Source organism: Phaeobacter sp. JH20_02 (genome assembly GCF_048056915.1).
In the GTDB taxonomy this organism is placed as follows: Bacteria; Pseudomonadota; Alphaproteobacteria; order Rhodobacterales; family Rhodobacteraceae; genus Phaeobacter; species Phaeobacter bryozoorum.
The window spans coordinates 203,882-215,666 of record NZ_JAYMVP010000023.1; the positions used below are offsets into that span (position 1 = coordinate 203,882).

11 protein-coding genes are annotated in these 11,785 nt (G+C 62.4%); 6 read left to right on the forward strand and 5 right to left on the reverse strand.

Going from position 1 to position 11,785, the window contains the following annotated elements:
* Positions 1-36: 36 nt before the first annotated feature.
* From VWY34_RS13225 to VWY34_RS13240, 4 genes are all read right to left on the reverse strand, one after another.
* Complete coding sequence (locus VWY34_RS13225) at positions 37-3,429, reverse strand: efflux RND transporter permease subunit (protein ID WP_416545610.1); 3,393 nt, start codon at positions 3,427-3,429, stop codon at positions 37-39.
* Between the two features lie 5 nt (positions 3,430-3,434).
* Entirely contained in the window at positions 3,435-4,910 is a 1,476-nt protein-coding gene (locus VWY34_RS13230; protein ID WP_416545612.1) for an efflux RND transporter periplasmic adaptor subunit, read from the reverse strand.
* A 133-nt stretch (positions 4,911-5,043) separates the two neighbouring features.
* Positions 5,044-5,586, reverse strand: coding sequence for a molybdenum cofactor biosynthesis protein B (gene moaB / locus VWY34_RS13235; protein ID WP_416537166.1), 543 nt, complete (start codon positions 5,584-5,586; stop codon positions 5,044-5,046).
* A gap of 76 nt (positions 5,587-5,662) precedes the next feature.
* Positions 5,663-6,424 carry a uracil-DNA glycosylase gene (locus tag VWY34_RS13240; protein ID WP_340544225.1) on the reverse strand — a complete coding sequence of 254 codons (762 nt, stop codon included), beginning with the start codon at positions 6,422-6,424 and terminating at the stop codon, positions 5,663-5,665.
* Between the two features lie 141 nt (positions 6,425-6,565).
* Between VWY34_RS13240 and VWY34_RS13245 the strand changes: the two genes are divergently transcribed.
* From VWY34_RS13245 to VWY34_RS13270, 6 genes are all read left to right on the forward strand, one after another.
* A complete protein-coding gene (locus VWY34_RS13245) occupies positions 6,566-7,561 on the forward strand; it encodes an aspartate carbamoyltransferase catalytic subunit (RefSeq protein WP_340544224.1) in 996 nt (331 codons plus the stop codon).
* Between the two features lie 3 nt (positions 7,562-7,564).
* Positions 7,565-8,122 (forward strand): hypothetical protein, encoded by a 558-nt coding sequence (locus VWY34_RS13250; protein WP_416545614.1) that lies wholly within the window; start codon positions 7,565-7,567, stop codon positions 8,120-8,122.
* A gap of 4 nt (positions 8,123-8,126) precedes the next feature.
* Positions 8,127-8,534 (forward strand): hypothetical protein, encoded by a 408-nt coding sequence (locus tag VWY34_RS13255; RefSeq protein ID WP_340544222.1) that lies wholly within the window; start codon positions 8,127-8,129, stop codon positions 8,532-8,534.
* Positions 8,531-9,841 carry a dihydroorotase gene (pyrC, locus tag VWY34_RS13260; protein ID WP_416545616.1) on the forward strand — a complete coding sequence of 437 codons (1,311 nt, stop codon included), beginning with the start codon at positions 8,531-8,533 and terminating at the stop codon, positions 9,839-9,841. Before VWY34_RS13255 ends, pyrC begins: the two co-directional genes overlap by 4 nt.
* Positions 9,841-10,446: a glycerol-3-phosphate 1-O-acyltransferase PlsY gene (plsY, locus tag VWY34_RS13265; protein ID WP_416536407.1), complete on the forward strand. Its 606-nt coding sequence runs from the start codon at positions 9,841-9,843 to the stop codon at positions 10,444-10,446. The genes pyrC and plsY overlap by 1 nt, the downstream gene beginning before the upstream one ends.
* Before the next feature lie 280 nt (positions 10,447-10,726).
* Positions 10,727-11,200 carry a YHS domain-containing (seleno)protein gene (locus VWY34_RS13270; RefSeq protein WP_416536406.1) on the forward strand — a complete coding sequence of 158 codons (474 nt, stop codon included), beginning with the start codon at positions 10,727-10,729 and terminating at the stop codon, positions 11,198-11,200.
* Positions 11,201-11,303: 103 nt separating this feature from the next.
* On the opposite strand, the gene VWY34_RS13275 is transcribed toward VWY34_RS13270, so the two are convergent.
* Complete coding sequence (locus VWY34_RS13275) at positions 11,304-11,558, reverse strand: hypothetical protein (protein WP_340544218.1); 255 nt, start codon at positions 11,556-11,558, stop codon at positions 11,304-11,306.
* Positions 11,559-11,785: the final 227 nt, after the last annotated feature.

An 11,785-nucleotide genomic window follows, 5' to 3' on the forward strand; every position in this document is an offset into this window, starting at 1 on the left:
ATAAAGCCCGGGTCGACGCTCAGAACTGTTGCGCGCTCAGACCCTGGCGCGGCGTGCGCCCACCGCGCGGGCGCAGAGGTAGCCAAACAGGCTCAGAAGCGCAGCACCAACGATGAACAGCAGCGTGGCTGCCCGCACCGGATCCATCGCCGCCAGCACCGGCACAAACGTCCGCAGCAGCGGATGCAGCAGCCCAACCGCCATCGCATAGCCAAGTGTTACCGCGAGCCACAGCAGCTGCGCCGCTCCCAGCCCCAGCGTCAGCCAGCGCAGTTCGCCCGCCCGCGATGTCAGCCCGCGCCGCAGCGCCGCAAAGGGGCGCGCCACATCGGCCTGAACCGCGATCAGCGCCGGTACCACCAGCAGCACCAGGAACATCCCGAAACCAAGACCATAGACCAGCGTAATCACGGTCGGCTTCAGAAACTGCGCCTGCTGCGAACCCTCGTACATCAAGGGCGCCAGCCCCAGCACCGTTGTCAGCGTCGTCAGCATCACCGGCCGCAGCCGGTCAGCGGCCCCGTCAATGATCGACGGTATCAAGCCACGTTCCTGCGCATATTCATCGATCGTGGTCACTAACACGATCGAATCGTTGATAATGATGCCGGTCATTCCCAACAGCCCCACCACCGTGAACATCGACAGCGGCACGTCCCACAGGTAGTGGCCCCAGATCGTGCCAACCAGACCAAAGGGAATAATCGCCATCACCACCAAGGGCCGCGTCCAGCTGGCGAATATCCACGACAGCACCAGATAGATACCGGTCAGGCAGAGTATAAGTCCGGTTCGCGCGTCATTCAGGAACTCGTTCTCCTGTTCGCTCAACCCGGCGAGCTGCCAATCGACCTGCCGTTCGCTGGCGATGCTCGGCAGGATTTCCTCTTCCAGCGCGGTTGCTATGGCCTGAGCTCTAGCCGGATCGTCCTCGGAGATATCGCCCGTGACACTGATCACGCGTACCCCGTTTTCCCGCCGCACTGTCGAAAAACCGGTGCGCTGGCTTACAGAGACGATATCCGCAAGCGGCAGATAGACACCCGCCGGGCTACGCATCAGCGTGCGCTCCAGGAAATCGGCCGTCAGCTCGTCCTTCGGCAGTTCCACCCGGATCGTGGCGCTACGCGGGCCCTCCGGGTAGGTTGCCGCCTCGATCCCATTGAGCCGCGCACGCAGCGCCCGGCCAAGCGTCTCAACCGTGAACGCCAGCGCGCGCCCCTGCGGCGTCAGCTCCAGCACCAGCTCTTCCTTGTCATAGGCAAGATTGTCCTCAACAGCGGAAACCTCAGGATAGCGCAGCAGTGCCGTCTTCAGATCCTCCGATGCGGTTTTCAGAACTTCGACCGCCGCACCGCTGAACTGCACATTCAGCGCATCCCCACCCGGGCCGGACCGCCAGCCACGGAAAGACAGCGTCTCCGTCATAGGATGACGGCGCACCCTCTCCTGGATCTCCGCAACAAAGGCAAAGCTGGAATAGGGCCGCAGATCCGCATCAATCAGCTCAATCGAAATCCCGCCCAGAAGATCACTATCCTTGGCATCGACACCGGCCAGACCGCGCCCGGCGTTGCCGCCGATCTCAGCCATGACAAATTCGATGGGGTTGCGGCCATAGCGGTCCTCATACTCCGCGCCCAGCTCATCCACCGCACGCTGCATCTCGCGCATCATCGCCAGCGTATCGGCCCGCGTCGCACCTTCGGCCATCGCGAAATTACCGGTGACCGAGCCACGCTCCGGCGCATTGAAGAACCGCCATTTGACATCGCCGCCGATGAACAGCGCCAGTTGACTGGCCAGTATCACCAAAGCACCCGCGAGCACTACGTAGCGTCCGCGTACGACCAGCGCCATCAGCGGTCGGAACAGACCATCGCGCAGCCTGCGAAACCCGCGATTGACCACCCGGCTCGGCAGATCATACCAATGTTCCTTGGCGCTATGGGCCAGGGCATGGGCCAGGTGATTGGGCAGGATCAGGAAACACTCGATCAGTGACCCCGCAAGCACGGCAATCACCGTCAGGGGGATATCGCGGATCAGCTCGCCGAAACGCCCGCCAATCGACACCAATCCGAAAAATGCGATCACCGTGGTCAATGTGGCCGCGAAAACCGGCATGGCCATGCGGCGCGCGGCGTTCTCTGCCGCCGCAACCGGGTGCTCGCCCAGACGCCGCGCACGGAAATCGGCATGTTCACCCACCACGATCGCATCATCCACCACAATGCCCAGCGTGATGATCAGGCCAAACAGGCTGATCATATTGATCGTCAGACCAGCCATATACATGAAGGCCACTGCGGCAAACATCGCCGCCGGGATCCCTGCAGCGACCCAGAAGGCAATGCGTGCGTTCAGAAACAGGAACAGCAATGCCAACACCAGGCCCAGACCCATCAGCCCGTTGTCCAGCAGGATATCCAGACGACCGGTGATCGCCTCGGCTCGGGTTCGGATCAGACTGGCGCTGACACCATCCGGCAGGCTGGCCTGCAAGGCCTCAACCACCCCTTCGACCTGATGCTGAATCTTAATCGCATCGCCCTGATCCGACCGGTCCACCCGGATCGACATCGCCGGATCGTCGCCGACGAAATAAGAACGATTGCGATCCACACCCTCCACACGGATTGTGGCGACATCTCCCACGGTCAGCGCGGACCCATCGGGGTTGGTACGCAGCACGATGCCTGCCAATTCCTCCGGGCTGCGCTTTTCGCTGCCGGTGCGGATCCGGGCATTTGCGCCACTCACATCGCCCGCGGGATTGGCATCAACCTCTGCGGCGATTGCGGCGGCGATATCCGTCATCGCGATATCATGGGCAATCAGACTGGCCGAGGGCACTTCGACCATAGTCTGCGGTGCGGCGATGCCACGGATCGTGGTTCGCGTCACCCCGACCTCGAACAGGCGCGCGATCAGCTCATCCGCAAACAGCCCCAGCTGGCGCGGCGCGATCGGGCCTGTGATCACCACATCCGTGACCCTGTCACGCCAGGCCCCGCGAAGCACGCTGGGCTCCTCTGCCTCCTCCGGCAGGGTGGTGACGCCGTCGACGGCGGTTTGCACGTCATCGGCAGCCCGCGCCATGTCCCAGCCGGGTTCGAATTCCAAGGAGATGCTGGCCCAGCCTTCGCGCGACGTCGCGCTTGAACTTTCGACCCCATCAACCGCCAGCAGCGCCGGCTCCAGCGCCTGCACGATCGCACTGTCGATATCTTCCGGGCCAGCCCCCTCCCATTCGATTCCCACCGACACCTGGTCCACGATCACATCGGGAAAGAACTGCGCCCGCATATTGGGGATCGCCGCCGCACCCAGCACCAGGAGCAGGACCAGCAGCAGGTTCGACAAGGTCCGGTGGCGAGTGAAATAACTCAGAACACCGCCAGCCGATCGGGGGAGATTGCGCAGCATCGCCGCTACCCTCCCATCCGCGTTTCGATCCGGTTGATCAGCCCAGCGGGCACCTTGGCCGCAGCCAGCTGTTCCAGCATCCGCGCCTTCACCGCCTGCGGCATCCTGCTGTTGCCTTCGACCATGGCGACGAGCTTGGCTCGACGATCCTCGGTCAGCTCAACCAGATCCACCTCCGCGGCGGCGCTATCCCCTGCGCTGCTGGCCTCCGCCCCCTGACGGAGCGGGCGCACCTTGATCCCCGCCCCCAGCAGCGGCGTGCGCCCGGTGACGACGTCGCGGCCTTCCAGACCTGCGCCGCGCAGCAGCACGTCATCACCCTGGCGACGCACCAGCGTTACAGGAAGCGCCTCTAGGCGGTCGTCCTCCCCCAGCACCAGAACCGTCCCATCCGCCCCCAGCGCCGAGGCCGGCAGCCGCGCCACCTCTGCCAGCTCCGGTTCCTGCACGTGAACGGTGACAAAATCGCCGGGCTTGAAGCCAAGTGCCGGATCAAGCCGCGCGTAGATCAACCGCCCTGCCAGCCCTTCGCCTGCATCACCGCTGACCCGCACCGCGACACCCGTTGCCTTCAATGCGGCGCCGGTGGCATCCAGCGTGACCTCAACCGGGGCCGCAAGCAGCTGCCCATCGGCGTCCAGCAGACGGGCGTATTGAACCGTCGACACCCGGAACGCCACATCCAGCTGCGCCGGATCCACCAGATCGGCCAGCTTTTCATTGGCCGAAACCAACCGCCCTTCCACCAGGTTCACCGATTGCAGCGTCCCGTCAAACGCGGCGGTGATCGTGGTGTCGGCCAGGTTGCGGCGGGCATCCTCCAGTGCGATCTCGGCCCGGGCCAGTCGCGTGACGCTTTGATCAATGCGGGCCTCGGCCAGCGACACCGCCTGCCTGCGAGAAATCACCGCCTGCCGGGCCTGTGCCGCCGCCAGTTCCACCACCTCAACCGTTGCCGCCGATCCGACGCCCCGCGTTTCCAGGTTGCGCTGCCGCTCCAGCGCGCGCGTGCGCAGCTCTGCCTGATCCTCGGCAGCGGCCAGTTCATCCTGCGCCAGCGCCAGCCCGCGCCGGGCCTCTCGGGTCTCGGCCTCTGCGTCCAGCATGTCCGCCTCTGCGCGTCGCAGGGCGGCCTGCGCATCTGCCGGGTCGATCTGCACCAGAAGCGCCCCGGCCTTCACGTCACCGCCATCCTCGAAACCCGGCGCCAGCTCGACCACCCGGCCGGCAGCCGCCGTACGCAGCTCCAGCCTGCGGCGGCTCTCGATCCGGCCAAAGGCGGTCAGCCGCGGCTGCACCGTACCCAGCTCAGCCCGCTCGACATTCACCGCAAACACCCGTTCACGATCCGGCGGCGCGCCACGTTCATCCGCCATACGGGTCTGAATGGCAGACACCACCATCTGCACCGCCAGAAGCAGCAGCGCCGCTGTCAGCGCCGCAAGAAAGACCCCAATCACCGTTTGCCGCAAAAAGCGCATTCTTTATCCTTCAATCGGCTAAACGAACCGGCCACACCACCACCGCAGCGTTCAAAATGAACACCTTAAGCCGCAAGAATACCAGTTTGTACAAACTATACGAGGTTACACGCAGTCACGGATCAATTCCGTCTCACTTGCGACGCAAATGTTCGTCAAGCCGCGGCATGATTTCCACAAAATTGCAGGGACGATGCCGGTAATCCAGCTGCTTCACCAGAATTTCATCCCAGGCATCCTTGCAGGCGCCCGGGCTTCCGGGCAGCGCAAAGAGATAGGTGCCGCCAGCGACGCCGCCAGTGGCCCTTGATTGCACCGCTGATGTGCCGATCTTCTGCATGGAAATGATGGTGAAAACCGTGCCAAAGGCATCGATTTCCTTTTCATAGACATCCCGGTGTGCCTCGACCGTGACATCGCGGCCGGTCAGCCCGGTGCCGCCGGTCGATATCACCACATCGACCTCTGGGTCGGCGATCCAGTCACGCAGCTGGCCTGCGATCTCGGCCCGCTCGTCCGGCAGGATCTTGCGATCGGCCAGCACATGCCCCGCCGCCTCCAGCCGATCCACAAGAACCTGACCGGAACGATCCTCCGCCAGCGACCGGCTGTCCGAGACCGTCAGCACTGCAATGCGAACGGGAATAAAATCCTTGCTGTCGTCGAGTTGTGCCATGTTTCCGGCCCCCATCTGAAATATCAGCTGCCTTGGGTCGTGCCCGTTTCCGGCCCGCCCCGTTAGTGGTTGCGTATCACCCGGCGGTCAGCCGCGTCTTCACCTCAAGCAGGTCCGCCCAGGCGGCGCGTTTCTGCACCGGTTGACGCAGCAGATAGGCCGGGTGAAACATCGGCATCACCGGTTTGCCCTGCGCCTCATGCCAAGTGCCACGCATCCGGGTGATACCGCGTTTTCCGAGCAGGGCATCACAGCTGATATTGCCCATGGCAATCAGGATATCCGGCTGCACAAGGGCAATGTGGCGCTCCAGAAACGGAGTCATCATGGCGATTTCCGCAGGCAGCGGATCCCGGTTCTGCGGCGGTCGCCACGGTAACACATTGGCAATATAAACGCTGTCCTCACGCGACAGGCCAATGGCTGCCAGCATCCGGTCCAGCAGCTGCCCGGCGCGGCCCACAAAAGGCTTTCCGGCCATATCCTCATCCCGACCGGGGGCTTCGCCAACCACCATCACGCGGGCACCGGGGTGGCCATCAGCAAACACCAGGTTACGCGCGCCCTTTTTCAGCTCGCAATGTTCAAACTGATCCAGCGCATCGCGCAGCGCCGCCAGCGAACCAGCGGCCCCTGCCATCTGTCGCGCCACCGCAACCGGGTCGATTTCGAGAGGTTTGATCGGCGCGGCATCCGCAGTCGTCGCAGCCGCCTTGGGCAGCCGCGCCTGCAGCTCATAGCGATTAACCGGCGCATCGCCGATTGCATCGGTCGCCCCCAGTTCAATCTGCCACGCCAAGAGCGCCCGCGCGCTGTGATAATCCAATGCCGATTCCATGGCCCCAAGCTACTCTGCTCGGGAGCCAAGCAAAACACCTGACTTCACCGCAGCCTTCACCCCGGCCCAGAACACGCCCCGGCTGTCTTGCCGGACGCCACAGCCCTGCTATAAGAGCGCCAAACAGCACGGAGCCAGCCCATGCCCAATGCCCCCACGTCGATTGATCCGATGTCCTTCAACCAACGGCATCTTCTGGGTATTGAGCCGCTGAAGCCGCATGAAATTACCGCCATCCTGGATCTGGCCGACAGCTATGCCGAGCTGAACCGACGCCCTGACAAACACGCCGATGCGCTGTCCGGGCTGACCCAGGTCAACATGTTCTTTGAGAACTCCACCCGCACTCAGGCCAGTTTTGAAATCGCAGGCAAACGGCTGGGGGCAGATGTCATGAACATGGCGATGCAGGCCAGCTCGATCAAAAAGGGGGAGACCCTGATCGACACCGCGATGACACTGAACGCGATGCACCCCGATCTGCTGGTTGTGCGCCACCCGCACTCAGGTGCCGTGGATCTTCTGGCGCAAAAGGTGAACTGCGCCGTGCTCAACGCAGGCGACGGGCGGCATGAGCACCCTACACAGGCGCTGCTGGATGCGCTGACCATCCGCCGTGCAAAAGGGCGCCTGCACCGTCTGAACATTGCGATCTGTGGCGATGTCGCGCATTCCCGGGTAGCCCGCTCCAATCTGATCCTTCTGGGCAAGATGGAAAACCGCATCCGGCTGATCGGCCCGCCGACCCTGGTGCCCGACCATTTCGCAGAGTTCGGTGCCGAAATCTACGACGACATGCGCGAAGGGCTGAAAGACGTGGATGTGGTCATGATGCTGCGCCTGCAAAGGGAGCGGATGGACGGTGGATTTATTCCCTCAGAACGCGAGTATTACCACCGCTACGGGCTGGATGCCGAGAAGCTGGCGCTGGCCAAACCCGACGCCATCGTTATGCACCCCGGCCCGATGAACCGGGGCGTTGAAATCGACGGTACGCTGGCGGACGATATCAATCGTTCGGTCATTCAGGAGCAGGTCGAAATGGGTGTCGCCGTTCGCATGGCGGTGATGGATCTTCTGGCCCGCAATCTGCGCGCCAGCCGTCAGACTGCCATGGCGCAACCGGGCGTGGTCTGATCAATGACCGAGCCGGTAACGCAGCCCCTGACCATCCCCGCAGGCGAGCAGCGGATGATCCATGTCTTTGATCTCGACATGCGGTCGGAACAGGCCCGTTTCCTGCGAGAGCCCGGCGCATTGGCACAGGTTCTGGGGATTGAGTATGTCGACCTCGATCATGTCGAAATCTTTCCGGTAAGCGATCTGGAAGATCTGGGGCTGATCGGTTACCTGCGCGACGGCTGCGGCATTCCCGCCGAGCAGCTGGAAGCCGATGCCCAGAGGCTGATGGCAATCGACGGCTATGTGCTGCTGCTGCGGTCGCGCGCATTTCGGGGCGAGGAAACCCGCCTGATCCCGGCGCATCAGATCCGCCATATCGGCGATTACAGCGAACTTGGTGCGGATTGGGCCAGCCTGCCGAGCAATCCCGACCAAACCCCTGACAGCGCCAAACCCTATTCGGCTCCACGCCCCTTCCCGCGCGCGGCACGCTCACGCGCCCGACGTATCGGCGCGACCATCTTTGCCATCGTGATGGCACTGATCCTCCTCGTCGTGCTGTTGCTGGCGAGCTGACATCATGGCCGAGACCCGCTTTTCCCCGGACCGCATGGCCTACTGGCGCAGCCACGCCTGGCTCGCGGTCATCGCCATGGTTGGCGCGATGGGCATTCTCTGGGTGATGGGGAACCCATATGTCTGGACTGGCGCCATTGGCGGGCTCGCCGCGATCGGCCTGCGTGGTGGCTATCTGATGTCGGATGAGCTGACCCGGGTCTGGGCAATTGGCGACACATCGGTGATCGGCCCGGATCACCAACAGATTCCGCTGGCCACTATTGCCCAGGTGAACCAGCTCGGCAGCACTGTGCAGATCGTCACCCGCGACGGCCACAAATACCTGATCAAATACCAGCCCGACCCGGCTGCGACCCGCACCGCCATCGAAACCGCCCTCTCTGACCACCCGGAAAGTCCACGCGCATGACCCTCTTGTTCACCAACGCCCGACTGATCGACCCCGAAGCCGGCACCGACAGCCTAGGTGCGGTTCTGGTACACTCGGGGCGCATTGCAGCGGTTGAAAAGAATGGCACCGACCCTGACCAATTGTTTCGCACGCGAAACATTGGGGCAGAGGATGTGACCCTTATTGACTGCCACGGAAAATGTCTTGCGCCGGGTATCGTCGACATCGGGGTCAAGGTCTGCGAACCCGGGGAACGTCACAAGGAAAGCTATAAATCCGCAGGCCTTGCAGCAGCGGCAGGGGGGGTTACCACCATGGTAACTCGGCCGGATACGACGCCCGCCATCGACAGCCCCGAGACACTGGAATTCGTGACCCGTCGCGCGCAGGCCGATGCACCGGTGAACGTGCTGCCAATGGCCGCCCTGACCAAGGGGCGCGAGGGCCGAGAAATGACCGAGATCGGCTTTCTCATGGATGCAGGTGCGGTTGCCTTTTCCGATTGCGATCATGTCGTCGCCGACACCAAGGTGTTCTCCCGCGCGTTGTCTTACGCGCGCAGCTGCGGCGCGCTGGTCATCGCCCACCCCCAGGAGCCGGGATTGAGCAAAGGGGCCGCCGCAACCTCGGGTAAATTCGCCACGCTGCGTGGGCTGCCCGCCGTCACCCCGATGGCCGAGCGGATGGGACTGGATCGCGATATCGCCCTGCTGGAAATGACCAGAGCGCGGTATCACGCAGATCAGATCACCACCGCGCGCGCCCTGCCCGCCCTTCAGCGGGCCAAATCCAACGGGCTGGACATCACTGCCGGAACCTCGATCCATCACCTGACCCTGAACGAGCTGGACGTTGCCGACTACCGCACCTTCTTCAAGGTCAAACCGCCGCTGCGATCCGAGGAGGACAGGCTGGCATTGATCGACGCCCTGCGCGAGGGGCTGATCGACACGATCTCCTCGATGCACACACCGCAGGATGAAGAAAGCAAGCGCCTGCCGTTTGAGGAAGCCGCCGCCGGGGCTGTCGCACTGGAAACACTGCTGCCCGCGGCCTTGCGGCTTTATCATGCCGAACAGCTGGACCTGCCAACGCTGTTTCGGGCGATGGCCCTCAACCCGGCCAAACGACTGGGGCTCGACTGCGGTCGCCTGGCCGAAGGCGCACCGGCTGATCTGGTGCTGTTTGACGCCGACCAGCCCTTTGTAATGGACCGTTTTTCGCTGCACTCGAAATCGCAGAACACCCCCTTTGACGGGCAGCGCATGCAAGGTAGGGTACTGGCAACTTATGTGGCCGGCGAACCGGTCTATCGGAGAGACTGATGCCGCCAATTGAGACTGCCGCCCCATTTCTGCTGCTTTGGGCCGTGATCGGTTATGGTCTGGGGTCCATCCCCTTTGGCCTGCTGCTGACCCGGATCATGGGCTTGGGCAATCTTCGCGCCATTGGATCTGGCAATATCGGCACCACCAATGTGCTGCGCACCGGATCGAAAAAGGCCGCAGCGCTGACGCTGCTGCTGGACGGCGGCAAGGGCGCGGCGGCGGTCCTGCTGGCCCGTGTTCTGGCCGGTGAGGATGCAGCACAGCTGGCCGGTCTCACCGCGTTTCTAGGTCACTGCTTCCCGATCTGGCTGAAGTTCAAAGGCGGCAAAGGCGTCGCGACCTTCCTCGGCCTGATGCTGGCACTGGCCTGGCCGGTGGGCATCGCCTGCTGTCTCACCTGGCTGGCGGCAGCCTATCTGAGCAAGATTTCCTCGATGGGCGCTCTGGTCTCAGCCGTGGCCGCACCGCTGTGGTGCCTGCTGCTGGGTGTCCCGATGATCACGGCACTGGCCGCGCTTCTGGCGCTGATCATCCTCTGGCGGCACAAGGAAAACATCGCCCGGCTGCGCATGGGCACCGAACCGAGGATCGGCCAGAAATAGCGGCCATCGCCATATAAGCACTTGTTTTCAAAGAAAAGCCCTCATCCACATCGGATGAGGGCTTTTTTCATCACGCGAATGTGCCAGCGCTCCGGTGCAGAGTGATTGTGCATCAACACACATACAAAAGGAGTTGTTTTGAACGTGATCGGTAGAGCCCTCATATCGGTGTCGTGACCAGGACGGTCCAATTTCGAACACCGACATTTTGATGACGCACGCCTTTTATCATTCCAACTCCGGGTGCCACGGCATCCGACAAATCGAAAGGTTCACACCGATGAACACCGTAAAATCCCTTCTGGGCGGGATCGCCCTTTCCGTGACACTGGCAACCTCGGCACTGGCAGCCGGCGTGGATGTCAACGCCTCCTCCACCGGTCTGGCAATGCAGGGCTACGACCCGGTCGCATATTTCAACGCCGGAGAGCCGACCAAAGGATCCTACAAGGTAACCGCGACATTCGATGACGCCACCTACTGGTTTGCCACCGAGGAAAACAAAGCACTGTTTGAAGCCAGCCCCGAGGCCTATGTCCCGGCCTATGGTGGCTACTGCGCCTTTGGCGCCGCGATGGGCTTCAAATTCGACGGCGACCCGAACGAGTGGAAAATCGTCGACAATGTGCTTTACCTGAACCTGTCGAAGGACATTCAGGAACGCTGGAGCAAGGACATTCCCGGCTTCATTGAAAAAGCTGATGTGAACTGGAAAGAAATCGCCGACGCTGAACCGGCCGAGCTTCTGCAGTAACCTTCCCAGCGCGCGACGCTAGATCATGAATAATGGGCGGCAGGATACCTGCCGCCCATTTGTATTACCGCAATGCTGGGAGCATCGCCCCAGCCGACAATAGTTACTTTGAAGCCAGCCGTTCGATCGCATCAGCCGTCCGCTTGGTGTTGTTGTAGATCCCCACCGCCAGATACAGCGAGCCACCAATCAGTACGACGTAGAGACCGCCGACCACCAGCACGCCAAGGGCTGCGAGGATACCGCCGCCACCGGGCTGCAGGGCCGCAAGCACAGCACCCCCTGCGACGGCGATCAGCAGCAAAACCATGAATACGCCTACAAGTTTTTCAAATGCAGAGATAAAGAAATTGCCCATTTCAACACCTTTCAGAGCTATAGAATGCGCGCTCTTCTAGGGACCAGTAAATGAGTGAGCAAGGTGTCATTTAGGGGGAAAACCAGCTGGATAGCGCCAGTGAACCCACCGGTGAACGCCCCTGCGACACCCAGTCATAGCGAGCAGGTATCAACCGGCCGCCATATGAAAAAGGGGCGCCCCGATAGGCACCCCCTGAGATTGGTCTGAGGCGATCTTGAGCGTTC

Excerpts from the sequence above, each read along its gene's own strand:
- VWY34_RS13270 (WP_416536406.1), top strand. The coding sequence starts at position 10,727 with ATGAACACCGTAAAATCCCTTCTGGGCGGGATCGCCCTTTCCGTGACA.
- pyrC (WP_416545616.1), top strand. The coding sequence starts at position 8,531 with ATGACCCTCTTGTTCACCAACGCCCGACTGATCGACCCCGAAGCCGGC.
- plsY (WP_416536407.1), top strand. The coding sequence starts at position 9,841 with ATGCCGCCAATTGAGACTGCCGCCCCATTTCTGCTGCTTTGGGCCGTG.
- moaB (WP_416537166.1), bottom strand. The coding sequence starts at position 5,586 with ATGGCACAACTCGACGACAGCAAGGATTTTATTCCCGTTCGCATTGCA.
- VWY34_RS13225 (WP_416545610.1), bottom strand. The coding sequence starts at position 3,429 with ATGCTGCGCAATCTCCCCCGATCGGCTGGCGGTGTTCTGAGTTATTTC.
- VWY34_RS13230 (WP_416545612.1), bottom strand. The coding sequence starts at position 4,910 with ATGCGCTTTTTGCGGCAAACGGTGATTGGGGTCTTTCTTGCGGCGCTG.
- VWY34_RS13245 (WP_340544224.1), top strand. The coding sequence starts at position 6,566 with ATGCCCAATGCCCCCACGTCGATTGATCCGATGTCCTTCAACCAACGG.
- VWY34_RS13240 (WP_340544225.1), bottom strand. The coding sequence starts at position 6,424 with ATGGAATCGGCATTGGATTATCACAGCGCGCGGGCGCTCTTGGCGTGG.
- VWY34_RS13275 (WP_340544218.1), bottom strand. The coding sequence starts at position 11,558 with ATGGGCAATTTCTTTATCTCTGCATTTGAAAAACTTGTAGGCGTATTC.
- VWY34_RS13250 (WP_416545614.1), top strand. The coding sequence starts at position 7,565 with ATGACCGAGCCGGTAACGCAGCCCCTGACCATCCCCGCAGGCGAGCAG.
- VWY34_RS13255 (WP_340544222.1), top strand. The coding sequence starts at position 8,127 with ATGGCCGAGACCCGCTTTTCCCCGGACCGCATGGCCTACTGGCGCAGC.